The sequence below is a fragment of the Acinetobacter sp. YH16052 genome, assembly GCF_013417155.1.
GTDB lineage: Bacteria > Pseudomonadota > Gammaproteobacteria > Pseudomonadales > Moraxellaceae > Acinetobacter.
On record NZ_VPEO01000009.1, the window covers coordinates 57,305 to 84,229 of the forward strand.

The 26,925-nt window shown below is 44.0% G+C and carries 24 protein-coding genes; 15 read left to right on the plus strand and 9 right to left on the minus strand.

Features of this window, described 5'->3' with window-relative positions; translation table 11 throughout:
* Positions 1–97: 97 nt before the first annotated feature.
* Positions 98–1,735 carry a long-chain-fatty-acid--CoA ligase gene (locus FTV42_RS08050; protein ID WP_180038430.1) on the minus strand — a complete coding sequence of 546 codons (1,638 nt, stop codon included), beginning with the start codon at positions 1,733–1,735 and terminating at the stop codon, positions 98–100.
* Between the two features lie 378 nt (positions 1,736–2,113).
* On the opposite strand from FTV42_RS08050, the gene FTV42_RS08055 reads away from it, so the two are divergent.
* Positions 2,114–3,535 (plus strand): PLP-dependent aminotransferase family protein, encoded by a 1,422-nt coding sequence (locus FTV42_RS08055; protein ID WP_180038431.1) that lies wholly within the window; start codon positions 2,114–2,116, stop codon positions 3,533–3,535.
* A 47-nt stretch (positions 3,536–3,582) separates the two neighbouring features.
* Here FTV42_RS08055 and FTV42_RS08060 read toward each other — a convergent pair whose 3' ends face one another.
* The 3 genes from FTV42_RS08060 to FTV42_RS08070 form a co-directional block, all read right to left on the minus strand.
* Positions 3,583–4,932: a DcaP family trimeric outer membrane transporter gene (locus FTV42_RS08060; protein WP_180038432.1), complete on the minus strand. Its 1,350-nt coding sequence runs from the start codon at positions 4,930–4,932 to the stop codon at positions 3,583–3,585.
* A gap of 108 nt (positions 4,933–5,040) precedes the next feature.
* A complete protein-coding gene (locus FTV42_RS08065) occupies positions 5,041–6,414 on the minus strand; it encodes an MFS transporter (RefSeq protein WP_180038433.1) in 1,374 nt (457 codons plus the stop codon).
* A gap of 229 nt (positions 6,415–6,643) precedes the next feature.
* On the minus strand, positions 6,644–7,555 hold the full coding sequence (locus FTV42_RS08070; RefSeq protein WP_005100217.1) for a LysR family transcriptional regulator: 912 nt from the start codon (positions 7,553–7,555) through the stop codon (positions 6,644–6,646).
* 115 nt (positions 7,556–7,670) lie between these two features.
* On the opposite strand from FTV42_RS08070, the gene FTV42_RS08075 reads away from it, so the two are divergent.
* From FTV42_RS08075 to pcaD, 12 genes are all read left to right on the plus strand, one after another.
* A complete protein-coding gene (locus FTV42_RS08075; protein WP_004647035.1) occupies positions 7,671–8,780 on the plus strand; it encodes a muconate/chloromuconate family cycloisomerase in 1,110 nt (369 codons plus the stop codon).
* A 13-nt stretch (positions 8,781–8,793) separates the two neighbouring features.
* Positions 8,794–9,084 carry a muconolactone Delta-isomerase gene (gene catC, locus FTV42_RS08080; RefSeq protein WP_004647036.1) on the plus strand — a complete coding sequence of 97 codons (291 nt, stop codon included), beginning with the start codon at positions 8,794–8,796 and terminating at the stop codon, positions 9,082–9,084.
* Positions 9,085–9,238: 154 nt separating this feature from the next.
* Complete coding sequence (catA, locus tag FTV42_RS08085) at positions 9,239–10,159, plus strand: catechol 1,2-dioxygenase (protein WP_180038434.1); 921 nt, start codon at positions 9,239–9,241, stop codon at positions 10,157–10,159.
* 72 nt (positions 10,160–10,231) lie between these two features.
* Complete coding sequence (benA, locus tag FTV42_RS08090) at positions 10,232–11,620, plus strand: benzoate 1,2-dioxygenase large subunit (RefSeq protein WP_180038435.1); 1,389 nt, start codon at positions 10,232–10,234, stop codon at positions 11,618–11,620.
* On the plus strand, positions 11,617–12,108 hold the full coding sequence (gene benB, locus FTV42_RS08095; RefSeq protein ID WP_131261937.1) for a benzoate 1,2-dioxygenase small subunit: 492 nt from the start codon (positions 11,617–11,619) through the stop codon (positions 12,106–12,108). Before benA ends, benB begins: the two co-directional genes overlap by 4 nt.
* A gap of 94 nt (positions 12,109–12,202) precedes the next feature.
* Complete coding sequence (benC, locus tag FTV42_RS08100) at positions 12,203–13,219, plus strand: benzoate 1,2-dioxygenase electron transfer component BenC (protein ID WP_180038436.1); 1,017 nt, start codon at positions 12,203–12,205, stop codon at positions 13,217–13,219.
* 38 nt (positions 13,220–13,257) lie between these two features.
* A complete protein-coding gene (gene benD / locus FTV42_RS08105) occupies positions 13,258–14,043 on the plus strand; it encodes a benzoate diol dehydrogenase BenD (protein ID WP_180038437.1) in 786 nt (261 codons plus the stop codon).
* Between the two features lie 58 nt (positions 14,044–14,101).
* Entirely contained in the window at positions 14,102–15,322 is a 1,221-nt protein-coding gene (gene benE / locus FTV42_RS08110; protein WP_180038438.1) for a benzoate/H(+) symporter BenE, read from the plus strand.
* 37 nt (positions 15,323–15,359) lie between these two features.
* Positions 15,360–16,031: a 3-oxoacid CoA-transferase subunit A gene (locus FTV42_RS08115; RefSeq protein ID WP_180038439.1), complete on the plus strand. Its 672-nt coding sequence runs from the start codon at positions 15,360–15,362 to the stop codon at positions 16,029–16,031.
* Positions 16,032–16,050: 19 nt separating this feature from the next.
* Positions 16,051–16,707, plus strand: coding sequence for a 3-oxoacid CoA-transferase subunit B (locus FTV42_RS08120; protein WP_005246228.1), 657 nt, complete (start codon positions 16,051–16,053; stop codon positions 16,705–16,707).
* Positions 16,708–16,843: 136 nt separating this feature from the next.
* On the plus strand, positions 16,844–18,049 hold the full coding sequence (pcaF, locus tag FTV42_RS08125; RefSeq protein WP_180038440.1) for a 3-oxoadipyl-CoA thiolase: 1,206 nt from the start codon (positions 16,844–16,846) through the stop codon (positions 18,047–18,049).
* Positions 18,050–18,150: 101 nt separating this feature from the next.
* Positions 18,151–18,930, plus strand: coding sequence for a 3-oxoadipate enol-lactonase (pcaD, locus tag FTV42_RS08130; RefSeq protein WP_180038441.1), 780 nt, complete (start codon positions 18,151–18,153; stop codon positions 18,928–18,930).
* A 74-nt stretch (positions 18,931–19,004) separates the two neighbouring features.
* Here the strand turns inward: pcaD and FTV42_RS08135 are convergent, their stop codons facing one another.
* Complete coding sequence (locus tag FTV42_RS08135) at positions 19,005–19,892, minus strand: DMT family transporter (protein WP_180038442.1); 888 nt, start codon at positions 19,890–19,892, stop codon at positions 19,005–19,007.
* A 477-nt stretch (positions 19,893–20,369) separates the two neighbouring features.
* The gene (locus FTV42_RS08140) at positions 20,370–20,816 is read right to left on the minus strand and encodes a GNAT family N-acetyltransferase (protein ID WP_180038443.1); all 447 of its coding nucleotides are present in this window, start codon (positions 20,814–20,816) and stop codon (positions 20,370–20,372) included.
* Between the two features lie 405 nt (positions 20,817–21,221).
* Here FTV42_RS08140 and FTV42_RS08145 point away from each other — a divergent pair, with 405 nt between their 5' ends.
* A complete protein-coding gene (locus tag FTV42_RS08145; protein ID WP_005106863.1) occupies positions 21,222–22,289 on the plus strand; it encodes a putative zinc-binding metallopeptidase in 1,068 nt (355 codons plus the stop codon).
* Positions 22,290–22,479: 190 nt separating this feature from the next.
* Here FTV42_RS08145 and FTV42_RS08150 read toward each other — a convergent pair whose 3' ends face one another.
* Together FTV42_RS08150 and FTV42_RS08155 are read right to left on the minus strand one after the other, a co-directional pair.
* Complete coding sequence (locus tag FTV42_RS08150; RefSeq protein WP_180038444.1) at positions 22,480–23,649, minus strand: thiolase family protein; 1,170 nt, start codon at positions 23,647–23,649, stop codon at positions 22,480–22,482.
* Positions 23,650–23,732: 83 nt separating this feature from the next.
* Positions 23,733–25,514, minus strand: a complete 1,782-nt coding sequence (locus FTV42_RS08155) for an acyl-CoA dehydrogenase C-terminal domain-containing protein (RefSeq protein WP_180038445.1) — start codon at positions 25,512–25,514, stop codon at positions 23,733–23,735.
* A 499-nt stretch (positions 25,515–26,013) separates the two neighbouring features.
* Here FTV42_RS08155 and FTV42_RS08160 point away from each other — a divergent pair, with 499 nt between their 5' ends.
* Positions 26,014–26,619: a TetR/AcrR family transcriptional regulator gene (locus FTV42_RS08160; RefSeq protein WP_004647055.1), complete on the plus strand. Its 606-nt coding sequence runs from the start codon at positions 26,014–26,016 to the stop codon at positions 26,617–26,619.
* 95 nt (positions 26,620–26,714) lie between these two features.
* Here FTV42_RS08160 and FTV42_RS08165 read toward each other — a convergent pair whose 3' ends face one another.
* Positions 26,715–26,909 carry a heavy-metal-associated domain-containing protein gene (locus FTV42_RS08165; protein ID WP_004731127.1) on the minus strand — a complete coding sequence of 65 codons (195 nt, stop codon included), beginning with the start codon at positions 26,907–26,909 and terminating at the stop codon, positions 26,715–26,717.
* Positions 26,910–26,925 lie beyond the last annotated feature (16 nt).

Here is a 26,925-nt window from a genome sequence, read left to right on the forward strand (position 1 = left end):
ACTGATAACGCTGCTTAGCCTGGACATAAAAAAACTGACCTCTCATTAGAGATCAGTTTTTTGACTTCATGTTGGGATTTAAAGATTAAATGGCGCTTTAACCTGCTACTTGCTCCAGAAGAATAGCACCATATAATTCACGCAGATCTTTTTTCAGCATTTTACCAGTACCACTGAGTGGGATCGCACCAACAAATACGACTCGGTCTGGAATCTGCCATTTGGCTACCTTGTCCGCATAATATTCCAGCAGATCAGTTTCACTTAGCTGGCTGCCCGGCTTTTTAATGGCAATCAATACCGGGCGCTCATCCCATTTAGGATGCTGGGCGGCAATCACGGCAGCCATCGCAATTTCCGGATGTCCCATGGCAATATTTTCCAGCTCCACCGATGAAATCCATTCTCCACCAGACTTGATTAGATCTTTAGAACGATCACTGAGTTTCATAAAGCCATCCTGATCCAGCGTAGCAATATCGCCGGTATCAAACCAGCCGTCAGCAGTCAGTGCAGACTCTTCTTTGCCGAAATAATGGCTGATGACCCAATGCCCTTTCACTTGTAAATTTCCTGTGGTCTGTCCATCACGTTCAATTTCATGCATCCCTTTTTCTGCATCAGTCAAACGTAGGTCAACCCCGAATGGTGGACGACCTTGGGATAGACGAATCTGTAATTTTTCTTCATCAGACAGATGCAAATGTTTGGTCTTGAGCTGATTCGCTGTACCCAATGGACTGATTTCCGTCATGCCCCAGGCATGGATCGTTTCACAATTAAACTGTTCTTTGAACGCTCTTAGCATCGCCGGTGGGCATGCCGATCCACCCACTACATTTCGTTTTAGGCTTTCCAATTTGGAACCTGACTGGTTTGCGGCGGCAATCAACCCCTGCCAGATGGTTGGTACACCAAGTGCTACCGAAACCTGATAAGTATCAATCAGGTTGACTAGATTGGCACCATCCAGACCCGGTCCAGGAAGAACCAAAGTGCATCCGACCATTGCAGCGGCATACGGAGTGCCCCACGCATTTACATGGAACATCGGCACCACAGGCAACATAATGTCGGCAGCCGAGACATTTAAGGAGTCAGGTAAAATGATGGCATAGCTATGTAATACCGTAGATCGATGGCTAAATAGCACACCTTTGGGATTTCCCGTGGTTCCTGATGTATAACACAGAGAGCTTGCCGAGTTTTCATCAAGTGTTGGCCACTCAAATTCTGCATTTTGGCCGGCAATCAGATCATCATAAAATTGTACTTCTGGAATCGCTTCTCTAACTGCCGGATCAGCTGCATCCAGACAGATAAAATGCTCGACCGAGGTCAACAGCGCTTTCACGGCTTTAATTAAAGGGACAAATGTTTTATCGAACAGCACCACGCGATCCGCAGCATCATTAATAATAAAAATGAGCTGTTCCGGAAATAAGCGCGGGTTAATCGTATGACAGACCAGGCCGCTGCCAGAAATGGCATACCAAGACTCTAAATGGCGATGATTATTCCAGGCAATGGTCGCGACCCGATCTCCCTGCGCCAAGCCGAGTTGTTGTAATGCATTGGCAAAACATTTCGAGTTTTGATGAATTTCTCCCCAATTGGTCACTGTAATACTGGTATCGGTATTTTTGGAAATTACCTCGGTATCGGCATGATAGCGTCCTGCATGTTCAATCATGCTGCTGATCAGTAAAGGCTGAAACATCATATTTCCGAGCATTCTCCACTCCTTTGTGCTTGTTATTGGTCCGTATTTGCGTATCGTTTTTATAGTTGCATGATGGCTCGGTCTGAAACCGTAACTTACTTTTTATCATCATGTGGATTGAATTTAGCAAGGAAATCTAACTTTGTAAGTATCGAATTGTGACAAATTAAGCCAAGTGACTGAGGCGTATAAAAATGGGAATATGATTTATGTAGAGATAAAATTTCCACAGAAAATTTGAGACCTGATTTTCACTTTAATTGTCTTGCATCAAGATTCAAGCTTAAAAATAGAATGTCAATAATCCTATTCCTCCCTTTTGTTATATTAAGCATCCTAAAATATGCTATAAATCAAAATAATTAGAACAGTTTTAGTTCAAGAAAGTATATGTATAAGTCTGAAAAACTGGCACAAAATATTCGTCAGATGATTGAAAATGGCGTATGGAAGGCACATGAAAAATTGCCCTCACTTCGCGAACAGACCCAATTATCTGGTTATAGCCTGATGACGGTACTCAATGCTTATCAAGAACTTGAAGCGCAAGGACTGGTCTATGCCAAAGATAAATCAGGCTACTACGTTGCAGAACACACTCAAGCACTACTCAATAGCAAACAGTTCGTACAGATTGGTTTAAATCCTAAAATTCAAATCAACTCGGTGGTATTTAATTATTTAAAATCGACTCAGTCAGCCGAAATTGTGCCTTTTGGTTCTGCCTTTCCCAATGCAGAGCTGTTATATAACGCCAAATTTATGCAGATTCTGGCACAGAAGGCCAAAAGAAAAAGCAGTTACAACAATCAGAATCATATGCCGCCCGGCAATCAGGACTTGCGGCAACTGATTGCCAACCGTTATCAATTGCAAGGCGTTAACTGCAATCAGGATGACATTGTCATTACATCTGGTGCATTAGAAGCACTGAATCTGTCTTTACAGGCCTTAACTCAACCCGGTGATTTTATTCTGTTGCAGAAAACCATATTTTATGGCGCTTGGCAGGCAGCCGAGCGTTTGGGATTACAGGTGATTACGATTCCGGAACATCCACAGTTTGGCTTCGATCTCGAATCATTTGAACAGGCTTTAAAACAGTATCCGATCAAGGTGTGCTGGCTGATGCTGAATGTCCATAATCCGATTGGTTTTACCGTCAGTTCTGAAATCAAACAGAGAATTGCGGAACTCTTGTATGAATATCAGGTGTATTTAATCGAAGATGATGTTTATCAGGAATTAAATTATGGTTCATCCAAACCGCTACCCGTTAAATATTTTGATCAGCATCAGATGGTGCTGCACTGTTCTTCTTTTTCCAAAACTCTGGGGATGGGTGCACGCGTCGGCTGGGTGTATGCCGGCCCATTTTCCGATGCCATTCAGCACTTACAGCTCATGAGTACTTTAACGGTCAGTCCCTTACTGCAAAATGCGCTGGTCGAATTTATTTCACATCATTATTATGAAAAACATTTGCGGCATTTAAGGCAGCATCTGGGAAAATATAAAAAGAAATTTTATCAGGAACTCAAAGCACGTTTGGGAAGCATCTGTGAAATTTATTATTATTCCAGTGGTTATTTTCTCTGGATTGAATTACCTAAAGAAGTTGATGCCCAGCAGCTCTATGAACAATTGCTTCAACAACATATTTCAGTTGCCCCTGCACTGCTGTTTAAGCCTGAGCCTACCAGCCAACATTATATTCGGCTGAATTGTTCGTTTGAATGGGCAGTCAAGATTGAAAATGCAGTCAATCTGCTGACAGAAACCATTCTTCAAAATAGCAAAAGCGCGGATTAATTCATCCACGCTTCTGTTACAGATCAGACTTTCCTATGAAAAGAGTCTTAGAAGTTGTAAATAGCAACCGCATTAATACGGTTGTCTTCACCCTTAGTGCTGCCATTCGTGGCTGCACCTAATGCCTCACGTTCACCATAGACATATTCTAGACCGAAACTTAAAGGCTTGGTTGGACTATAGAAAACGTTCGCCCAAGCTTGCCATAAGTCTTTATTAGCCTTGGTCGCATTAGATTGTGTCGCATCCGCAGGAGTTGAGGCGATTAGTGCATTGACATAGTCTTGATCATTACTAAAATTCATATAGCCATAACCCAATGTACCGCGCAATTTGTCATTAAACTGCTGGGTTAGGCCTACCGAAATTGAATCAAATTCACTTTGTAATAAATCGCCATTTGCAGTGGTAATTACACCCGTATTTGCATAAGACACAAAGCTGCTATCGCCTTTAACATGGTAATAATCAGCTTTGAGCGTTGTACCCGGTACAACATCATACTTGGCACCTAAACCTACACCCCATGCCATTTTTTCATCTTCATTGACACGCTTTTCATTCCCCATCGCACGGGCACTGACTGTAAGATTATCAGCAAATTTATGATTTAAACGTGCTGTTAAAGCAGGTAGGCGCTGTTTAATACCAGTAATGGTTGCATCTTTTGGATCTTCTACTGCAAATACCAGATTGGTTTCAGGACTGATGGTGCTGGTATAACGAACTTGTGGAGTCCGTTTAATTGAACCGCCAGCATAAACCAATGCATCTACAGTTTCCGGAATATAATCTGGCACTGCAAAGTTCGACCAGGTTTGACCGATCAACCAGTTGGCATAGCTGATATAAGCATGACGGATACGCAAGTTATCAAAGCTTGCGCCGCCCAGAAAATCCACTTCAACTTTACCGCTTAAAGCTTTATCTCCAGCACCGACTGGTGCTTTAAAATCCATGCCTAAACGGGTTGCAGCCAGAGTAGATTTAAATTCATCACTACGCTCACCGACACCTTCTAAAGGTACCGCATTAATCTGGTTATACATACGTGCTGCTGAACCACCTTCAGCCTGATAAGAGGCATCGGCACGAATATTTCCATAAAGATTAAATTCGGCACCACTGGCAATTTTCATTACTGGTTTGCTTGCTGGAGCAGGTGTTGCTGCAACATGTGCAGTGACCACGGCCGTCTGTCGTTGCTGTTGCTCAACCAGTGCGCGTAAGGCCTGAACTTCCTGGCGCAGTTGTTCAATTTCCTGCTGATTCGACTGAGCTGAAGTTTGTGCTTGAGTCGATAAGCTGATGCCCCCTAAACTCATTGCCATCATGCTCATCAGAACTGTGCGTTTGAATGTGATTGTTGGTTGATTAAATAATTGTGTCGTGTTCATCCTAAACTCGCTTTTTATTATGCGTTTCGATTCTAGCAACAGATCACCACCCGTTACGATGGCGATCTATATCATTGGGAATATTATCTTTATTGATTGAAATCTAACTTAATGTGTCGCTTCTTTTGCCAATGAATTCGGCTTCACATCAGGTGTTGCAAGGGCTTGGCCATCTACGGAAGTTTTTAAGTTCACCAGGAAAATTGCCAGCGCAGCGATTACACCAGGAATCGCAATTGCAAAGAAGTTCATTTGATGCGGTAAATTCATGGTTAATAAAGCACCAGTGAGTACCGGCCCAACAATTGCACCAATACGTCCAATACCTGATGCCCAGCCCATACCGGTAGAACGTACCGTCGACGGATAATACTGCGCCACAAAGGTATAGAGCAGAATTTGTGAGCCAATCGTTGCAGCGCCTGCTACAGCAATCAAGGTATACAACACGAATTGCGGACTATTAAAGCCAAGCAGAATCAATGCAATGGCACCGCATAAGAACATGATAGTCAGCACTTTTTTGATATGGAATTTATCTGCGAGATATCCACCACCAATGGCACCCACCATTCCACCAATATTCAGGGCGAACAGGAAGATCATACTTGCACCCAGCGAGTAACCTGCCTGAATCATCAGTTTTGGCAACCAGCTACCCAAGGCGTAGACCATCAACAGGCACATAAAGAATGCCAGCCAGAACATAAAGGTACTGAAGCTACGGCCTTGTTGAAAGAGTGCTTTTAATGGTGCCTCATCCCCTTTTTGTACTTCATTCAGTACAAACTGGGTATCACTGGTGATGACCTGTGTCGGAGAAATTTTCTGAATAATAATGTGTGCTTGAGCCGTCTGTTGTTTGTTGGTCAGGTACATCAGGGATTCTGGCAGATATTTCCAAAGAATCGGCAAGATGAGCAATGGAATACCCGCAAGCAGGAACATGATTTTCCAGCCAAATTGTGGCACCAACCATGCACCTAATAGCGCAGAAGTCATCCCGCCAATGGCATAACCACTAAACATCAGGGCAACCAGCGTGCTGCGGATGCGCTTAGGCGCATATTCGGTCATCAATGCTACGACGTTAGGCATGACACCGCCAATTCCAAGGCCAGCCAAGAAACGTAAAATTCCGAATTCGACTGGTGATGTGGCAAAGGCACCGATAAAGGTAAACCCACTAAAAATAGCCACACAGATCATGATGGTTTTTTTACGGCCGAGTTTATCGGACAAGGTTCCGAAACTCATGGCACCGAACATCATCCCGAATAAGGCTGTACTGGCCAGCATTCCCGCTTGTACCGCACTTAGCGACCATTCCTGCATCAGTAGTGGCAATGCCACGCCATAGATGACCAGGTCATAACCATCAAAGATAATGATCAGCAAACACCAGATCAAAACACCCCAGTGAAAGGGTGTGAATTTCGCTTCATCAATCAGCGTATTTATATTCACTTTATTTGTAGACATCTCCACCTCCTAATTGTGAAGTTCAACTTATGCTGCTCACAATGCAGAAAATAGGAAAAAATGTCTAAAACTGAATAAGCATGGCTTTATACCTATAAGGTCTGGGTCAAATTAAACTATTCAATTAATTAATAAATATATTATTTAATTATAATACTCCTGAAAACAGTTCTTTTTTATCTCACCCTCAGGTGTTTTATTACTCTCTCTTTTACACGCTTTTAAGCAGTTAAAACACCGCACGATCATATTTAATCGCTTCAAGATCATAGACCTGATAGACCGCATCAAACAGATAACGAATATATTCACTTTCATCCATATTACGAATAGCCATAAAAACCGGACTGACCGCAAATTCATCTAATAAAGGGATAAAGTTTAAATGAGCTAGACGAATATTCTGGGCACTTTCTGGCACGATACAAACACCCTCTCCAGCAGCCACAAAGCCAAGTGCCAGTTGCAATTCACTGACTGCACGGATATTTTTCGGTTCCAGTCCATACTCGGAAAATATACCGCGTACCTGGGTAGAAAAATTAGCCTTACCATTATTCGGGTATAAAAAGAGTGGCTGATCCACCAGTTCAGCCAAGTTCACGCCATCTCGTTGCGAAAGAAAATGGCTGGAATGTGCCGCGACCATCAGCCGTTCTTCACGCAGCAACACCCGTTTCACTGCCGGATCTGAAATCCTTAAGCGTCCAAAACCGACATCAATCCGCCCTTCTTTAAGTGCCTGAATCTGCTCTGAAGTATTCATTTCAACCATCTCAATTTTGAGCTGGGGATGTTGCTGCTTAAATAGAAACACAATACGCGACAGCAAGCCGAACAATAAAGAGCCGACAAAACCAATGCTAATGGTGCGATCCGCGATACCAATCCGCTTGGTCATCGATTTGATTTCTTCCGCATTAGACAAAAGTTTAACCGCATGCTGATAGAAGAATTGCCCCGCTTCTGTGGTCTTAAGCGGTCGGCTACCTCTTTCAAAGAGCTGAATATCCAGTTCCTGTTCCAGATTTTGTATTTGTCTGCTTAAAGGTGGTTGAGCAATAAACAGTTTTTCTGCCGCCTTGGTAAAACTTTGTTCTTCGACGACTGCGACAAAGTAACGCAAATGCCTGAGTTCCATATTCCTGCATACCTTTAAAGTATAAAAAAATGCTAAATCGATCTTAGACCAATCAAAATTATTCTTTTAAGGTATATCAAGTCAAAACATTAAAGCAAGAATGTGAAGCGTAATTATGTATAAGTCAGTTGAAACCTTGCTGGTAGAAATTCCAACCATTCGCCCTCACAAGATGGCAGTGGCGACGATGCAAACCCAGACCCTGGTATTGGTCAAAATCACCACTGAAGATGGTTACATCGGTTGGGGTGAAGCAACAACTATCGGTGGCTTAGGTTATGGTGATGAAAGCCCGGAAAGCGTAAAAGTTAATATTGAAACTTATTTTGCGCCTCTTTTAAAAACATTATCCGGTTTAAATGTTGCACAGACATTACAAGCAATCAAAAAGAATATTAATGGTAACCGTTTTGCTAAATGTGCGATTCAGACTGCACTTTTAGACATTCAGGCACAACGTTTAGGTTTGCCATTAAGCGAAGTCCTCGGTGGCCGCTTACGTGACAGTATTCCAGTTCTTTGGGTATTGGCTTCTGGCAATACCGAAAAAGATATTGCAGAAGCAGAGAAAATGGTTGCGGCAAAACGTCACAACATTTTCAAACTCAAAATCGGTTCGCGTCCGGTAGAAGAAGATGTCGAACATGTTCTGGCAATTAAGAAAGCCTTAGGTAAAGACGTTTCGATCCGTGTCGATGTGAACCGTGCCTGGTCAGAACTGGAAGCGATTAAAGGCATTCAGTTATTGCAAGATGGCGGTGTTGATCTGATCGAACAGCCATGTGCGATTGATAACCTGGATGCCATGCGCCGTCTGACCCGACGTTTTGATGTTGCCATCATGGCAGACGAATCGTTAATGGGCCCGCACTCAGCGTATGAGATTGCCAAACAAAACGGTTCATCTGTTTTTGCAGTCAAAGTTGCCCAGTCGGGTGGCCTGATTGAAGGCTGTGAAGTAGGCAAGATTGCCAAACTTGCAGGTATTGACCTGTATGGCGGCACCATGCTTGAAGGCCCGGTGGGCACGATTGCTTCGGCACATGTGTTCTCTACTTTTGAAAGTCTGGCGTTCGGTACCGAGCTGTTTGGTCCTTTACTGCTGACTGAAGATATTTTGAAAACCCCGCTCAACTATCAAAACTTTGAACTTGAGATTCCGAAAGGACCAGGTCTGGGGATTGAGTTGGATGAAAACAAGATTGACAACTTGCGTCGTCAGTAATTAGGAGAAACCCATGCTTTTCCACGTACGTATGGATGTAAACATTCCACGTGATCTGCCAGTTGAACAGGCAAACGAAATTAAGGCTGTTGAAAAGGCCTATTCACAGGAATTGCAGCGTCAAGGCAAATGGCGTCATATCTGGCGCATCACGGGCCAGTACTCAAACATCAGTATTTTTGATGTTGAAAGCAATGAAGAGTTGCACAACCTGTTACAGGGCTTGCCACTCTATCCTTATATGAATATTGAAGTAATGGCGTTAAATCGCCACCCATCTTCAGTTCGAGATGACGACAGTTGATTAAATGAGCGGATTGGGAGTCACCGGATTCCCCTTCCAAATCGAAAACAGAGGGTACCTCAACAAGGATTGTGGCCAGCCAGATTTAGCCAGCCAATGAAAGCTAAAAAAGTGCGCCACTAAAAGATGAAAGACATACTTTAGGAGCAATAGTATGAATCGCCAAGAAATTGATGCATTAGTTAAGCAAATGAACGTTGATACAGCGACAGGTCCTGTAGATGAACGTGTACAACAAGTTGTTGTGCGTTTATTGGGTGACCTTTTCCAGGCTATCGAAGATCTTGATATTTCTCAGTCAGAACTGTGGAAAGGTCTGGAATACTTTACTGATGCCGGTCAAGCGAACGAATTAGGTTTATTGGCTGCAGGTTTGGGTCTGGAACACTACCTAGACTTACGTGCTGATGAAGCAGATGCTAAAGCAGGCATTACTGGCGGTACGCCACGTACGATTGAAGGTCCACTTTATGTCGCTGGTGCACCTGAAACAGTAAGCTTTGCGCGTATGGACGATGGTTCTGAAGAAGGTAAAATCCCGACGCTAATCATTGAAGGTACAGTGACGGATACTGACGGCAATCGTGTTGAAGGTGCCAAAGTTGAAATCTGGCATGCCAATAGCCTGGGCAACTACTCATTCTTTGACAAGTCACAGTCTGACTTTAACTTGCGTCGCAGCATCATTACCGCTGCCGATGGTCAATATACTGCATTGACGACAATGCCAGTAGGTTATGGCTGCCCTCCAGAAGGTACAACTCAGTTTGTACTGGACAAGTTAGGCCGTCATGGTAACCGTCCATCGCACGTACATTACTTCGTATCTGCACCGGGTCACCGCAAGCTGACTACTCAATTCAACATTGAAGGCGACCAATACCTGTGGGATGACTTTGCATTCGCTACCCGTGAAGGTCTGGTAGCAACTGCGGTTGACGTGACTGATGAAGCTGAAATTGCAAAACGTGGTCTGAACAGCCCTTTCAAACACATTCAATTTGATATTGAACTTGTGAAAGAGAAACAAGACGCACCTTCTACTGAAGTTGATCGTCGCCGCGCTAGCGCTTAATACAATTAAAGAGGCGGGATATATTTCTAGATATATCCCGCTGACTTCCCCCAGGAAAGTCGGAGAAAGGACATGCCTCGTATTCCCGTAATTAACACCAGCCATTTAGACCGCATTGACGAACTACTGGTGGATGATTTTGAATCTGGTGAATTTAAACTACACCGTTCAGTATTTACAGACCAGGCCCTGTTTGACCTTGAGATGAAATACATCTTTGAAGGCAATTGGGTTTATCTGGCACATGAAAGCCAGATTCCAAACAATAACGACTTCTATACTACTTATATTGGTCGTCAGCCGATCATCATTGCACGTAACCGTCAAGGTGAACTGAATGCCATGATCAATGCCTGTTCGCATCGCGGTGCTCAATTGTGTCGTAACAAGAAAGGCAATAAAGCAACTTATACTTGCCCATTCCATGGCTGGACGTTCAATAACTCAGGCAAGCTGTTAAAGGTGAAAGATCCGGCTGAAGCGGGTTATTCAGACTGCTTTAACAAAGACGGTTCACATGACCTGAAAAAGGTTGCGCGTTTTGAAAGCTATAAAGGTTTCCTGTTCGGCAGCTTGAATCCGGATGTCCCTGCTCTGGAAGAATACCTGGGTGAAGCGACCAAAATAATTGACATGATCGTGGATCAGTCTGAGCAAGGTCTGGAAGTTTTACGTGGTTCTTCGACTTATACCTATGAAGGTAACTGGAAGTTGACTGCTGAAAACGGTGCTGATGGTTATCACGTGTCTGCTGTACACTGGAACTATGCTGCAACGACTCAGCAACGTAAAGAAAAAGAAGCTGGCGACAACATCCGTGCCATGAGCGCAGGTGCATGGGGCAAACAAGGTGGTGGTTCTTACGGCTTTGAACACGGTCACATGCTGCTTTGGACTCAATGGGCCAATCCGGAAGACCGTCCTAACTTTGCCAAGAAAGATGAATACACTGCGCAATATGGCGAAGCTATGGCGAAGTGGATGATCGAACGTTCACGTAACCTGTGTATCTATCCAAACGTTTACTTCATGGATCAGTTCGGTTCACAAATCCGTGTGCTGCGCCCGATTTCTGTCGATAAGACTGAAGTGACGATCTACTGTATCGCGCCTGTAGGCGAAGAGCCGGAAGCACGTACCCGTCGTATCCGTCAGTATGAAGATTTCTTCAATGCTTCAGGTATGGCAACCCCAGACGATCTTGAAGAATTCCGTGCTTGTCAGGCAGGTTATGCCGGTATCGCGCTGGAATGGAACGACATGTGCCGTGGTTCTAAACACTGGATCCAAGGCCCGGACGATGCTGCCAACGAAATTGGTTTAAAACCAAAACTTTCTGGTATTAAAACTGAAGACGAAGGTTTATACCTTGCTCAGCACCAACACTGGTTAGAACTCATCAAACAAGGCATCGCAACTGAAAAAGAAATTGCGGCATCTACTGAAGGAGAAAACGCATGAGCGACATCACTTTAGAAAAAGTTGCACAGTTCCTTTATCAAGAAGCTCGCTTTTTAGATGATGAGCAATGGGATGAATGGTTACAGTGCTACGCTCCTACTGCTTCTTTCTGGATGCCAGCTTGGGATGACGATGACCAATTAACTACAGATCCACAGTCTGAAATCTCTTTGATTTACTACCCAGACCGTCAAGGTTTGGAAGACCGTGTGTTCCGTATCAAAACTGAACGTTCGTCTGCAACCATGCCAGACACACGTACGAGCCACAACATCAACAACATTGAAATTGTTGAACGTGATGGCGATAAAGTGACTGTACGTTTTAACTGGAACACCTTGAGTTTCCGTTACAAAACAAACTACAGCTACTTTGGTATGTCACGCTACGAAATCGACTTTTCTGGCGACAAACCACAAATTTTAAGCAAGTACGTGGTGCTGAAAAACGATTACATCAACCAAGTAATCGACATTTATCACCTCTAAGACTGTATTGATTTACAGCTAGGAAAAACCTTTCAGCCAGATGGAATTTTGGCTGAAAGGTCAAGTTTTAAAGATTTCTATAGGATATTCAGCCATGTCAAACCACAATGTTGCACTTCAATTTGAAGATGGCGTTACACGTTTTATTTCTGTTACAGATGGTGAAACACTGTCAGACGCAGCTTACCGTCAAAAGATCAATATTCCTTTGGACTGCCGTGACGGTGCATGTGGAACGTGCCGTGCGTTTTGTGAATCAGGTTCGTATGACATGCCTGAAGAAACATATATTGAAGATGCATTGACACCAGAAGAAGCTGAACAAGGCTATATTCTTGCATGCCAATGTAAACCAACTTCAGACGCAGTATTCCAAATTCAAGCCACTTCTGATGTATGTAAAACTGAAATTCATGCATTTGAAGGTACATTGGCACGTGTTGAAAACTTATCTGACTCGACTATTACCTTTGATATTCAGTTAGATGAAGGTCAACCAGACATTCATTTCCTTGCAGGCCAATATGTGAATGTGGGTATTCCTGGTACAACAGAAACCCGTTCTTACTCTTTCAGCTCTAAGCCTGGCAACCGCTTAACTGGCTTTGTGGTACGTAACGTACCAAACGGCAAAATGAGCGAATTCTTAAGCCAAAATGCTAAAGCTGGCGACAAAATGACCTTTACTGGTCCATTTGGTAGCTTCTACTTACGTAATGTAGCACGCCCTGTAGTGATGTTAGCGGGTGGTACAGGTATTGCGCCATTTATGTCTATGCTGCAAGTGCTTGAAGAAAAAGGTTCTGAGCACCCTGTACGTTTAGTCTTTGGTGTGACCAATGACTTTGACTTGGTTGCAATTGAAAAATTAAACGAACTTCAAGAAAAATTCTCTTGGTTCGAGTACCGCACTGTAGTGGCTAACCCAGAATCTGCACATGAGCGTAAAGGTTACGTGACTGGCCATATCGAAAACGAATGGCTCAACAGTGGTGATGTAGACATCTACCTATGTGGTCCAGTGCCAATGGTAGAAGCAGTACGTGGCTGGTTAGATGCAGAAGGTGTTAAACCTGCAAGCTTCCTATTTGAAAAATTCTCTGCCAACTAAGTTTGTTAGACAGTCTAGAAACATAGTCGGAGAATACAATGAATCGCTCAAAAAGATTTGAAAACAAAGTTGTAATCGTGACTGGTGCCGCTCAAGGCATTGGTCGCGGTGTGGCTTTACAAGTGGCTAGTGAAGGCGCACAAGTAGTCATGGCTGACCTTTCTCCTTATGTAGAAGAAGTGTTGGCTGAAATTGAAGAGCTTGGTGGCGATGCTGTTACTGTAAAAGCCAATCTTGAAACTTTTGCAGGCGCAGAATCTGTTGTTGCAAAAGCACTCGATACCTATGGCCGTGTCGATGTACTCATCAACAACGTCGGTGGTGCAATTTGGATGAAACCTTTCCAAGAATTTTCTGAAGAAGAAATTATCAAGGAAGTGAATCGTTCATTGTTCCCAACCCTATGGTGCTGCCGTGCCGTGTTGCCAGAAATGATTAAGAATCAAAAAGGTACGATTGTAAACGTATCTTCTATTGCAACACGTGGTATTAACCGTGTGCCGTATTCGGCTTCAAAAGGTGGTGTGAACGGCCTGACCGCTTCCCTCGCCTTTGAACATGCCAAAGATGGTATCCGTGTCAATGCAATCGCGACGGGTGGTACTGAAGCACCACCCCGTAAAGTACCGCGCAATGCCAATCCACCGACTGAATCTGAAAAAGAATGGATGCAGCAAGTGGTTGATCAGACCATTGACCGTACGTTTATGGGTCGTTACGGTACGATTCAGGAGCAAGTGAATGCGATTGTATTCTTGGCTTCGGATGAATCATCTTATATGACAGGTACAGTGGTACCGGTCGGTGGTGGTGATCAGGGCTAATCCTGATCATCACGATTTTTAACAGGCTCATGGTTCGACGCAAGGAGGCACATCACCAATGAACACCCTGTTTCAGACATTAAAAAATGATTGGTCAATTTCAGCAACTGTTGCAGGATTCTTAGCAGTGCTGATTTCCTATTCAGGGCCACTGATCATTTTTTTCCAGGCGGCGCAGCAAGCCCAGGTTTCCCCGGACATGATGATTTCATGGATTTGGGGAATTTCTATTGGTGCTGCGCTCTCAGGTATCTTTTTATCGATTAAATACAAAATACCTGTGGTCACCGCCTGGTCTGCACCCGGAACGGCTTTATTAGTCACGCTGTTTCCCGATATTTCACTCAATGAAGCGGTTGCTGCCTATATCACCTCTGCTGTGGTGATTTTTTTCATTGGGATCACCGGTTATTTCGACAAGTTACTGTCCTGGATTCCTCAGGAAGTGGCTGCCGGGATGATGGCAGGGATTTTACTGCAGTTTGGTTTAGGGCTGTTCACCGCGACCGATACCATGCCCTATATCGTCTTTGGCATGCTGGCGGTATTTTTGCTGGCCAAGCGTTTTAGTCCACGCTATGCCATGGTCTGGGTGCTGATTGCCGGTGTGGTTTTAAGCATGCTGCTGGGCAAGATTAACCCGGTCACGGCAGATTTCAGTCTGGCGATTCCGCAATTTATTGCACCGGAATGGACCTGGAGTTCAACCCTGAATCTGGCCCTCCCGCTCATTCTGGTCAGCCTATCGGGCCAGTTTTTACCGGGAATGGCGATTATCAAACTCAGTGGTTATGACATGCCAGCCAAGCCGATTATCAGTGCAACCAGTATTGCCTCGCTTGCAGTGGCCTGTGTGGGGGGTATCACGATTGTCTTGGCCTCAATCACAGCTGCTTTGTGTTTAGGCAAAGACGCGCACGAGCTGAAAGAAAAGCGTTATATCGCCGGCGTGGCGAATGGGCTTTTTTATATTTTAGGCGGCTTATTTGCCGGCAGCATTGTCATGCTGTTTAGCCTAATGCCCAAAGAATTAATTGCGGCTTTGGCAGGACTGGCATTGCTCGGTGCGATTGCCACCAACATTTCCGTGGCCATGGGCAAAGAGTCGCAACGTGATGCAGCACTGATCACCTTTTTAGCGACTGCTTCCGGCATGCATTTCTTGGGGCTGAGTTCAGTCTTTTGGGGAATTTGCATTGGCCTGGTAGCACATTTTCTGCTGTCACAGAAAGACCGTAACGCAGTTCCGGTTACAGCATCAGATTCAAAACGAGTTTAAAGACATCCATCAGTTTAGGATATGTAAGGACCAGATTATGATAGATAAAAGTTCATTATCATTGAAAGAAGCACTCTCCCAGATCAAGGACGGTTCTACCATTATGATCGGTGGTTTCGGTACAGCGGGTCAGCCTGCTGAACTGATTGATGGTCTGATCGAATTGGGTATTAAAGACCTGATTATTGTCAACAACAATGCCGGTAATGGCGATTATGGTCTGGCAAAACTGCTTAAAGCTGGCGCTGTTCGTAAAATCATTTGCTCTTTCCCACGCCAGTCTGATTCCTGGGTCTTTGACGAACTTTATCGTGCTGGAAAAATTGAACTGGAACTGGTGCCGCAAGGCAATCTGGCTTGCCGTATCCAGGCGGCCGGCATGGGCTTAGGTCCAATCTACACCCCTACCGGTTTTGGTACCTTGCTGGCGGAAGGCAAACCGACCATGAACTATGAAGGTAAGGACTATGTGCTGGAAAATCCGATCAAAGCTGACTTTGCCTTGATTAAAGCCTCTATAGGCGACCGTTGGGGCAATCTGGTGTATCGCAAGTCTGCGCGTAACTTTGGCCCGATCATGGCGATGGCGGCTGATATTACTATTGCTCAGGTTGCTGAAGTGGTAGAACTCGGTGCGCTGGATCCTGAACATATCATCACCCCGGGAATTTTTGTTCAACATGTTGTTCAAGTTAAACCTGCACAATAATTGGCATCGGAGATAAATAATGAGCTATAGCAAACTGACCCGTGACCAGATCGCTGAACGTGTGGCACAAGACATTCCTGATGGTGCCTATGTAAACCTCGGTATTGGTTTACCGACCAAGATTTCAAGCTACCTGCCAAGCGATAAAGACGTATTCCTGCATTCTGAAAATGGCCTGTTGGCTTTCGGTCCTCCTCCTGCTGAAGAAGACCGCGATCCTGAGCTGATCAATGCCGGTAAAGAATTCGTCACCCTACTTGAAGGCGGTTCATTCTTCCATCATGGTGATTCATTTGCCATGATGCGTGGCGGTCACTTAGATATCGCAGTATTGGGTGCTTTCCAGGTTGCTGAAAATGGCGATCTGGCCAACTGGCATACTGGCGCACCAGATGCAATTCCAGCAGTGGGCGGTGCCATGGATCTGGCTGTTGGCGCGAAGAAAGTCTTTATTACGACCGATCACGTGACCAAAAAAGGCGAGCCAAAAATTGTGGCTGAACTGTCTTATCCTGCGACTGGCCTGAAATGTGTGGATCGTATTTACACCGACCTGTGTGTGATTGATGTGACACCTGAAGGTATGAAAGTGATTGAGAAAGTTGAAGGTCTGTCATTTGAAGAATTGCAGTCAATGACTGGTGCCAAACTGATTGATGCGACTCAATCAAATTAAGGGGAAGTCCCTCCTTTATTAAAGGAGGGATTTAGGGAGGATTTTTTGAAGAATAAAATTACTTCATTAAATCCCTCCCAACCTCCCTTTAAAAAGGGAGGAGTTTTCTTCTTTTAAATATGTGAGCAAATACACAATGAAAAACGCATATATTATCGATGCCATCCGTACTCCATTCGGTCGTTATGCCGGTGGCCTCGCGCCTGTCCGTGCAGATGACTTAGGTGCGCTGCCAATTAAAGCGTTGATGGAGCGCAATCCAAGTGTGAACTGGGAACAGGTCGATGACGTGATCTATGGCTGTGCCAATCAGGCCGGTGAAGACAACCGTAACGTCGGTCGTATGTCTTCTCTGCTTGCAGGCTTACCTTATCAGGTGCCAGCGACGACCGTGAACCGCCTGTGTGGTTCATCGATGGATGCCATCGCAATGGCAGCACGTGCGATTAAAGCCGGTGAAGCGAATCTGATTATTGCTGGTGGTGTAGAAAGCATGTCACGCGCCCCATTCGTGATGGGCAAGTCAGAAACGGCGTATGGCCGTAGCCAGAAGATTGAAGACACCACCATGGGATGGCGTTTTATCAATCCGAAACTGAAAGAAATGTACGGCGTAGAAACCATGCCGCAAACGGCTGAAAATCTGGCGGAACAGTTCAACATCAACCGTGAAGACCAGGACAAGTTTGCCTTGACCAGCCAGCAACGTACTGCAGCAGCACAAGCCAAAGGTTTCTATAAAAATGAAATTATTCCTGTAGTCATTCCACAGCGTAAAGGCGATCCGGTGGTTGTCGATACTGATGAACATCCGCGTGCATCTACCACTGCAGAAGCTCTGGCAAAACTGAAGCCTGTGGTGAAAGCAGAGGGGACGGTAACGGCGGGTAATGCTTCAGGGATTAACGATGGTGCAGCTGCCCTGTTGATCGCATCTGATGAAGCGGTTGCTCAGCACGGTTTAAAACCACGTGCCAAAATTATTGGTTCAACCGTCGTTGGTGTTGAACCAAGTATCATGGGCTTTGGTCCTGCACCGGCCATCAAGAAACTGTTGGCACAAACCGGTCTGACTTTAGAGCAGATGGATGTGATCGAGCTGAATGAAGCCTTTGCAGTACAAGCTTTGGCTTGTACGCGTGACTTGGGCATTGAAGACGGTTCAGAGAAAGTCAATCCAAACGGTGGTGCGATCGCCTTAGGTCATCCGCTCGGTGCTTCAGGCGCGCGTCTGGTGACGACTGCACTCAACCAGCTTGAACAAACTGGCGGTAAATACGGTCTTTGCTCAATGTGTATTGGTGTCGGTCAAGGCATCGCTTTGATTATTGAACGCGTTTAATCCTCACTCAAAGTCCCCCTTCTTGCGCTTCAGCTTAAAGCAGTGCTTAAGCCTTGCTCAGGGGGATTTAGGGGGATTTCTAAGATTAAGGATTTAAAAAGATGCCAACATTTACATCAAATGATGCACAAATTAATTACCAGACTTTTGGTGATGCTGCAAAACCTGCACTGGTTTTCTCAAATTCACTGGGTACAAACTTCAAAATGTGGCAACCACAAATTGAATTTTTCCAGCAAGACTATTTTGTCATTTGCTATGACACTCGTGGTCATGGCGCTTCCTCTGCACCACAAGGTCCGTATAGCCTGGACCAGCTAGGACAGGATGTAGTGAATCTGCTGGCTCACCTGAACATCCAGAAAGCCGCTTTCTGTGGTATCTCGATGGGCGGTTTAACCGGTCAATGGTTAGCGATTAACAAGCCTGAACGTTTTAGCCACGTGATTATTTGCAATACTGCTGCCAAGATTGGTCAGGAACAAGCCTGGCTGGAACGTGCCGCGTTGGTGCGTGAACAAGGTCTGGCACCGATTGCATCAACTGCAGCATCACGCTGGTTTACCGAACCCTTTATCCAAAGCAATGCAGCGACAGTTGCAGAACTTTCAAACGACCTTGGAGCTGGCAGCCCGGAAGGTTATGCAAGTTGTTGCGAAGCTTTGGCTAAGGCGGATTTACGTGAACAGATCAAAACGATTTCAGTGCCGGTACTGATTGTGGCCGGTCAGCAAGACCCCGTAACGACTGTTGCAGATGGTCAAGCCATGCAAGCTGAAATTGCACAAAGCCAGTTGTTTGAAATCAATGCCTCGCACATTTCCAATGTGGAACGACCTGAGGCCTTTAATCAGGCAGTTCAGAAATTTATTGCAGCTTAAACAATAAATGCAAAGAAAAAGCCACTGTTGATCAGTGGCTTTTTTATACTTAGATTTAAAAAATTAGTGCTGCATCAGGCCCAGATTACTAGAATCGCCGCAATCACTACCAAGCCTAGTCCCCAATGCTCCGCACGTGCCAGTTTATCTTTAAAGAAATATGCCGAAATCAGCATACTAAACAGAATCTCAATTTGTCCTAAGGTTTTCACGACCGGCACACTCATCATGCTCATGGCAGTAAACCAGCCGAGTGATGCCATAAAACTGCACACACTCACCTTAAAAGTTAAGCCCAGACGCTGCCACATGGCCACTAAAGTCTGGCGACTGAATAGGCTGAGGTAAAGCAGCATACTCAGGCACTGAAAACTGATCACCATTAACAGCACCCAGGCCGCACGATGCAAGGTGAGTAAAGTGCTTAATTCCAGACTGGCTTCGCGTACCAGAAGCGAGGTAATGGCAAAACTTAATCCACTGCCAATCCCGATCGCCAATGTTCTCGCTGAAAACCCGCTGACCTGTTGGCCTTTACTCAATAAAAATACCGCATATCCGCCCAGCGCCACACCAATCCAGGCCAGGAATGACAAATGATCTGCTAAAAAGGTCACGCCAATAATGGCTGCAAGAATGGCTTCACTTTTCGCCAGCCCCACCCCAACCGCGTAATTTTTTTGCTTGAACAGTTGCACCATCAGTGCCGTAGCTAAAATCTGGCTGCAACCTGCAATCACTACATAGACCCAGAACTTGGGCGTGAAGTGAACCACACTTTCAACTGGCTTGAAATAATACAGGCTGCTCAGGTAAAGCGCAGCGAATGGCAAACCGAAAATAAAGCGTGCCAGGGTGACTCCCCAGACATCGACCGTGGTGCTGAGCTGTTTTTGAAAGGCATTACGCCAAGCCTGCATAAATGCAGCCATTAAAGTGAAAAAAATCCAGCTGAATGCCATCTATTGAGTGCTATTACAACAAAAGTGAAATAATTCTATGCCTTAACAAAAGCGCTGACTAATTAAAAATAGGATGCTGGCCGATAGCAGAAAGTTTGGCTTAATTGGGAAAGAATCCTGCTAGAAAAATACAATGTGATCTGCCAGTCATTTTAAAACGTGAAAATGGTACTAATTTTGCTTAGTCAAACCTTCCTAGGCTGATGTGTACAGTGTGTATTTATTCTATATGTTTAAAGTATGTAATTAGACCTGAAGTGTAATTGAACTCTTTTCTACTTGGCTCCAATATGAAATGCAATAACAACAAGTATTCATCAGTGAAGACGAATACCCCTGTACCAGATCGCCGGATGCTATCTCAAGTAATGGCACATTGTTATAGGTGAAATCACCTATAAAACAGTCAGAAAATGACCATTTTTTTGGAAAATTTTGGAATATAAAATTGTGCCTAACAGTTTTTTTAATTTTCTTTTAAAAATCTGGATAATCCTTTCGCATCGGGATAAAACGGATTCCATGTTCTTCCGTGTATTTTCCCGTTTCCACAAAACCAAAGCGCTTGTAAATATCCAAGGCATAAAGACTGGATTTTACCGTAATAATTGAATGGCCTTGACGGCGGATCTCGCTTTCTAAAAAGTGCCACATTTGCCGGCGGCCATAACCCTGCCCCTGATAGACTTGGTTCAGGAAAAAATGCATGAAGTGTGCAGGTTCCATATAAGCCACGACGCCTATCACCTGATGATCGATTTCTGCCACAAAATAATGAATGTCCGGACGCTCGAAAATGGTCTGGATCATCTCAGGCTGAAAGCGCTGGCGACCTTCTTCCGAACTGATCACGGCATAGACAAAGGGTGCAATCACATCGACAATGGCACGAGTATCCTGAAGATTGGCTTTTCTAATTTTCATGTTTTTTTAATTCCTCTTTATTAGCTTGCTCACATTAAAAATTTTTTATTCTTAAAAGTTAGCTGTTCTTGAATGGACTTCCCCCAAATTTAAAAACCGGTCGGAATATTTGGTAATATCCTTCAATACGCCTTGTCCGTGTTTTTAAGATGGCAACTCACTCTATTTAAAAATTTATTTATTTAAAAGCTTGTTTAACTATACTTTTTTATTAAAACAAAGATTCAATTGATGTTTCATTTAATATCAAGCAGCCTATATTTACAATTCATCCATATAGAATTTTCAATGAAATTTTTATGATGTTTCTTTATCAGGAAGAAATTTAGGTAGGCATTCTGAACCTTTTTTCGTGTTCATCATCGATAAACATTTTAGGTCGTTCGCTTCCCTACAGGGAGTTTAATGAAACATTTTGAATGTGCCGTCTGCAAGCAACAGCTGTTTTTTTACAAATCAGTTTGTGATCACTGTCTGTCACCGATCGGTTATATCGCTTCGGAAAAAGAGCTATGCGCATTCGAAAAACAGAGTGCTGAGCGATGGTTTCCAATCGCCAAAAACTACCAGCATGCCAGTTATAAACCCTGTCACAATTATGTAAATTATCAGGTATGCAACTGGATGATTCCCAGCGATGAAGATGAGGAATTTTGTGAATCCTGTCAGTTGACCCATGTCATTCCTGATTTGGAAAATTCCGAAAACCTGATTTACTGGTTTCGACTGGAAGAAGCCAAACGTCGATTCCTGTATTTGGCCCAGCGCATGAACATGATGCCACGCCCTAAAAAGTCTGAAGATGATCCATTTGGTCTGCGTTTTGATTTTCTCCTGCCCCAAGAAGATAAGCCTGTTTTAATTGGTCATGCCAATGGGGTCATTACCCTAAATGCAATTGAAGCCGATGTAGTTTATCGGGAAACTACACGTGTAAATATGGGTGAAAACTACCGGACTTTATTAGGTCATTTTCGCCATGAAAGCGGCCATTATTATTTTGCGCTCATGCAACATATGCATCCGGAATTGCTAGATGAATTCCGTCAGTATTTTGGCGATGAGCGGCAAGACTACAGCAAGGCACTTGAACGCCATTATAACGAAGGCGCACCAATCAACTGGCAGGAAAAGTATATCAGTGCTTATGCCACCGCCCATCCCTGGGAAGACTGGGCAGAAACCTGGGCACATTATCTGCATATGATGGAAACACTGGAAACTGCCTACTATGGTGGTATGCGTGTCGAAGGAAATGGCAGCTATCTGGCCAGTATGGATTTTAAAGAATGCCCGATTGGTGGACAGGATTTTGAACATATTCTGGAAAACTGGGTTACCCTGACCTTTAATCTGAATGCCTTAAACCGTTGTATGGGTCTGGAAGATGCCTACCCCTTCAAGCTGAGCGAAGCAGTTAAAGACAAGTTACGATTTATTCACCGGCATGTGCTGGAAAAAGTTTTTAAATAATTTAAAAAGTAATTTTTATAGTAAAAATATAGATGGAATGGGATCAGCAAAGTCTGAAAATATGGATTTTATTGTGTATTTTAAAAATTAATATGATTTAAAGAATCCCTGCTCCTGGCGAACCAAGAGCAGAAAGTCTCCAATGAATCAGTATTTAGTTCGCTAACTGAATATACGATTTAGGATGGGCTTAAACCAGTTCCACAGCAATCGCAGTCGCTTCCCCACCACCGATACATAAGGATGCAATACCTTTCTTACCGCCAGTACGTTTTAAGGCATGAATCAAGGTCACAATAATACGGGAACCAGAAGAACCCAATGGATGACCAAGTGCACAAGCACCGCCATTAATGTTTACTTTTGCTGGATCAAGTTTAAATCCATCAATGGCTAACATGGTTACCATAGCAAAAGCTTCATTGATTTCCCAAAGGTCAACATCCTGAGCATCCCAACCAGTTTTTTTCAAGACTTTTTCAATCGCACCAACAGGTGCAATAGTAAATTCTGACGGATGCTGCGAATGGCTGGCATAGGCGAGAATATTAGCTAGCGGTTTTAAGTTACGCTGTGCAGCAATTTCGCTCGAGGTGATCACCAGTGCTGAAGCACCATCTGAAATGGAGCTGGCATTTGCCGCAGTAATGGTGCCGTCTTTTTTGAACGCTGGACGCAGAGTTGGAATTTTGTCTGCTTTGGCATTTGAAGGCTGTTCATCCTGCTCTACTACCACATCGCCTTTACGGCTGCTGACAGTGACTGGCACGATTTCATCTTTAAAGAAACCTTGCTGAACAGCCGTCACGGCTTTATTTAATGAACCAATTGCATAGTCATCCTGCTGCTCACGGCTATAGCCTTTTTTATCTGCCATTTCCTGAGCCAAAATTCCCATTGACAGACCTGTTTCAGCATCTTCCAAACCTTCCTGGAACATATGATCCGTCACTTTACCATGTCCCATACGGAATCCGGCCCGTGCCTTGTCCATTAAATATGGTGCGTTTGACATCGATTCCATACCACCTGCAACCACAATCTCTGCTGAACCGGCCTTGATTGCGTCTGCTGCCTGCATCACCGCCTTCATGCCTGAACCACAAATTTTATTAATCGTGGTCGCCCCGGTGGAATCCGGTAGACCCGCCTGACGCATGGCCTGACGTGCCGGACCCTGTTTTAAACCGGCAGGAAGAACGCAGCCCATAATCACTTCATCAATATCATTGGCCGACAGACCTGCACGTGCCACCACTTCTTTAATTGCCACAGCACCCAAATCCGGCGCGGTACAGCTTGAAAGTGAACCTTGAAAACCGCCCATCGCGGTACGTACTGCATCTACAATTACGATCATTTTAGTTTCATCCTTTTTCATCATTGTTATCAACCCTACATAGCTAAAGCGCTGTAGGGCTGGTCCTTCGCAATCATTGCAGGTTAAGCCTGTGCGGTAAAATATGCTTCAGGCAATTGCATGACCAGTTCCGCACCGGCCTGAATACGCTGGATTCGTGCACTCAAATCCGGAAGTACTTTGACAACATAATAGTTGGCCAGTACCAGTTTGTTCTGGAAGTAGCTGTCGTCTTTGGCTGCAGCGGCTTTGCTAATCCGCGCATACATATACACGAAACTTAGTAGCCCAACCGCATGTAAATAATCGACAGCAATCGCGTTGGCAAAATCAGGGTCCAGCTTAGACTGCTCGACGATGAATTTGGTGATATCTTCAAGTTGTTGGCAGGCTTCTAATGTCGCCGTTTTAATCGTCAATGAATCATCTAAATTTTGGGCAAATTCACGGATTTCAGCAATATATTCCGCGATATAAGTCCCATTACATTTGGTGGTTTTACGCCCAATCAGGTCAATCGCCTGCACGCCATTGGTGCCTTCATAAATCTGTGAAATACGCAGGTCACGAATACACTGTTCCATGCCCCATTCACGGATATAGCCATGACCACCGAAGCACATTTGCGCTTCCAGTGCAGAATCCAGTGCCTTGTCGGTCAAATAAGCTTTGGCGATTGGCGTTAACAGCGCCACACGGTCAGTCGCTTTACGCACCGCTTCAGGGTCGGTTGAGTATTTGGTAATATCCAGTTGTTGACCTACATACACCGCAAACGCACGTGAAGCTTCATTGTTAGCACGTACATTGAGCAGCATACGGCGTACATCGCCATGGACTAGAATTGAATCGGCTGGTTTTTCTGGAGATTTTGCACCAGTTGATGCACGGCCCTGTAAACGGTCCGTCGCATATTGTGCCGCATTCTGGTAGGCAAATTCTGCTGCACCAATGCCCTGAATTCCCATAGACAAACGTTCGTAGTTCATCATCACGAACATGCCGGCCAGACCTTCATTTTCATTGCCAACCATATAGCCCTTGGCGCCGTCAAAGTTCATGACGCAGGTCGCCGAGCCTTTAATTCCCATTTTATGTTCGATTGAACCGGCAGATACTGCATTACGCTCACCCAGTGATCCATCTGCATTGACCAGGAATTTCGGCACAATAAATAATGAAATACCACGTGAACCTGCTGGTGCATACGGTGTTTTCGCCAGTACCAGATGAATGATGTTTTCACTCAGATCATGCTCACCGCTGGTAATAAAAATTTTAGTGCCGGTAATATTGTACGAACCATCTTCATTTGGTTCAGCTTTGGTCTTGATAATGCCAAGATCTGTGCCGGAATGTGGTTCAGTCAGACACATGGTGCCTGACCATTCACCCGTATAGAATTTTGGTAAATAAGTTTCTTTCTGTTCCTGTGAGGCGCGGTCATTGATCGCCATACCTGCACCCACAGTGAGTAGTGGATAAAGCATAAAAGATGGATTGGTGCTCCAGATCATTTCATCCGCCAGAACCGTGAGCATCTTCGGCATATTTTGTCCGCCCCATTCTTCAGGAGCACCCAAGCCTACCCAGCCACCTTCGGCAAACTGTTTAAAGGCTTCCTTGAAACCAGCCGGCGTAATCACCTCACCGTTTTTAAACTGAGCACCACCTTCTTCATCAGCAGGACGATTCAGGTCAAGAATAACATTCTTGGAAAATTTGGCCATCTCTTCCAGAATTGCATTTGCCGTTGCCATATCTAAATGTGCAAGATTTTCATTACCTTGCCAAAATTGTTCAGCATGAAATACATCATTTAAAATAAATTCCATGTCTTTTAACGGCGCATTATAAATCGGCATTTTTAAATTCCTTAAAGGGTGATACTCAATCCTGTTGCCAAATATTGTCTAATTTTCATTAGAATCCAGACAGGCCATTTTAAAATCGTGATATCCAATTCCTGCAGTATTAAATCTATATCTAGATTCATAAAATTGCCTTGAAAATCACGTCTTCATGTTCAGTATAAGTGACTGAATATGCCAGCTTAATATTGATCTAATTTGTGTATTAAACTCTGATGAATATGGGCTTAAAACAGTCAAAGGATTTAGCTTCGTGCGCTGAAACAATAAAATAATTATACTGAAAATGGAATTTTATTTAGCAAAGTTGATCTCTAGGGTTCAGTTTTCTTGACAATATTTCTGGCTGCTCAGCATCGCTATTTTTATTTGTCAGCAGTTGCTGCATAAATATACAAAATGAGATAAATATCACGACCTTAGTTTTATAGCCATCGCGTGCAAAATTGCATATTCTTGAAAGGTTCTTTTTCGAAAAGTATGGACCAAGAAGATGACGACTGTAAGACAGCAGAACTTCCTTCTTCGTAAAGAGAAGATCCTCAGCATGGCGGAAAGCCTGCTACTGGATAATAATCAGGACATTACCCTGAGTGAGCTGGCCAGTGAACTGGACATCGCAAAAGGAACCATCTACAAACATTTTAAAAGCAAGAACCAGTTATATTTAGAACTGATTATTCTGAATGAAAAAAGAATTCTAGAAATATCAAAAAAGCATAATAACGATATTAAAAGTTATGTTTCACAATATATGCTCTATCACATGCTCAATTCAAACCGAACCATCCTGTTGCATGTCATTGAAGAGCGTTTAACCAATAACGAAAAAAATCTGAAAGAGTTATTTCAGGAGCTTTATCGGATTCGTGAAGAACGGATTATCCGGATTAAAGACATCACCCATGATTATCTGGTGGCTTTAGAAAGTGCCATGTCGATTCGCGATTATTTGTCTTATATCTGGACAGTCACCTATGGCGCTTCGCTATTATTAAATTCGACCAATTACCAAAAAGCGATTGGTTCGCGCGAACGTCTGATTAAACTGTATATTAATCAAGCGCTGATGACGCCAGATAAAATCTCATCGGTATAATCACTATAATAAAAAAATGCCTGATTCGATCAGGCATTTTTTTATTTGGTTGTATGAGTTCATAAGATCACTTTCGCGATCTAACTCAACAATGATCAGGCAGCCACAGGTGGAAAACCATCTTCGGTTAAAGCTGCAACAATCTCAGATTCACTGGCTGTCGATTCAACTTCAACCAGTTTAGTGGCCACATCAATATTCACAGTGGCATTTTCATCCAGATCTTTAATCGTAGCCGTGACACTGCGCGCGCAGCCACCACAGGTCATGTTTTCAATACGGAATTTCATGTTTAGCTCCATAGGA

Coding starts and splice junctions, on each gene's coding strand:
- FTV42_RS08050 (WP_180038430.1), bottom strand. CDS start 1,735: ATGCTCGGAAATATGATGTTTCAGCCTTTACTGATCAGCAGCATGATT.
- FTV42_RS08055 (WP_180038431.1), top strand. CDS start 2,114: ATGTATAAGTCTGAAAAACTGGCACAAAATATTCGTCAGATGATTGAA.
- FTV42_RS08060 (WP_180038432.1), bottom strand. CDS start 4,932: ATGAACACGACACAATTATTTAATCAACCAACAATCACATTCAAACGC.
- FTV42_RS08065 (WP_180038433.1), bottom strand. CDS start 6,414: ATGTCTACAAATAAAGTGAATATAAATACGCTGATTGATGAAGCGAAA.
- FTV42_RS08070 (WP_005100217.1), bottom strand. CDS start 7,555: ATGGAACTCAGGCATTTGCGTTACTTTGTCGCAGTCGTCGAAGAACAA.
- FTV42_RS08075 (WP_004647035.1), top strand. CDS start 7,671: ATGTATAAGTCAGTTGAAACCTTGCTGGTAGAAATTCCAACCATTCGC.
- catC (WP_004647036.1), top strand. CDS start 8,794: ATGCTTTTCCACGTACGTATGGATGTAAACATTCCACGTGATCTGCCA.
- catA (WP_180038434.1), top strand. CDS start 9,239: ATGAATCGCCAAGAAATTGATGCATTAGTTAAGCAAATGAACGTTGAT.
- benA (WP_180038435.1), top strand. CDS start 10,232: ATGCCTCGTATTCCCGTAATTAACACCAGCCATTTAGACCGCATTGAC.
- benB (WP_131261937.1), top strand. CDS start 11,617: ATGAGCGACATCACTTTAGAAAAAGTTGCACAGTTCCTTTATCAAGAA.
- benC (WP_180038436.1), top strand. CDS start 12,203: ATGTCAAACCACAATGTTGCACTTCAATTTGAAGATGGCGTTACACGT.
- benD (WP_180038437.1), top strand. CDS start 13,258: ATGAATCGCTCAAAAAGATTTGAAAACAAAGTTGTAATCGTGACTGGT.
- benE (WP_180038438.1), top strand. CDS start 14,102: ATGAACACCCTGTTTCAGACATTAAAAAATGATTGGTCAATTTCAGCA.
- FTV42_RS08115 (WP_180038439.1), top strand. CDS start 15,360: ATGATAGATAAAAGTTCATTATCATTGAAAGAAGCACTCTCCCAGATC.
- FTV42_RS08120 (WP_005246228.1), top strand. CDS start 16,051: ATGAGCTATAGCAAACTGACCCGTGACCAGATCGCTGAACGTGTGGCA.
- pcaF (WP_180038440.1), top strand. CDS start 16,844: ATGAAAAACGCATATATTATCGATGCCATCCGTACTCCATTCGGTCGT.
- pcaD (WP_180038441.1), top strand. CDS start 18,151: ATGCCAACATTTACATCAAATGATGCACAAATTAATTACCAGACTTTT.
- FTV42_RS08135 (WP_180038442.1), bottom strand. CDS start 19,892: ATGGCATTCAGCTGGATTTTTTTCACTTTAATGGCTGCATTTATGCAG.
- FTV42_RS08140 (WP_180038443.1), bottom strand. CDS start 20,816: ATGAAAATTAGAAAAGCCAATCTTCAGGATACTCGTGCCATTGTCGAT.
- FTV42_RS08145 (WP_005106863.1), top strand. CDS start 21,222: ATGAAACATTTTGAATGTGCCGTCTGCAAGCAACAGCTGTTTTTTTAC.
- FTV42_RS08150 (WP_180038444.1), bottom strand. CDS start 23,649: ATGATCGTAATTGTAGATGCAGTACGTACCGCGATGGGCGGTTTTCAA.
- FTV42_RS08155 (WP_180038445.1), bottom strand. CDS start 25,514: ATGCCGATTTATAATGCGCCGTTAAAAGACATGGAATTTATTTTAAAT.
- FTV42_RS08160 (WP_004647055.1), top strand. CDS start 26,014: ATGACGACTGTAAGACAGCAGAACTTCCTTCTTCGTAAAGAGAAGATC.
- FTV42_RS08165 (WP_004731127.1), bottom strand. CDS start 26,909: ATGAAATTCCGTATTGAAAACATGACCTGTGGTGGCTGCGCGCGCAGT.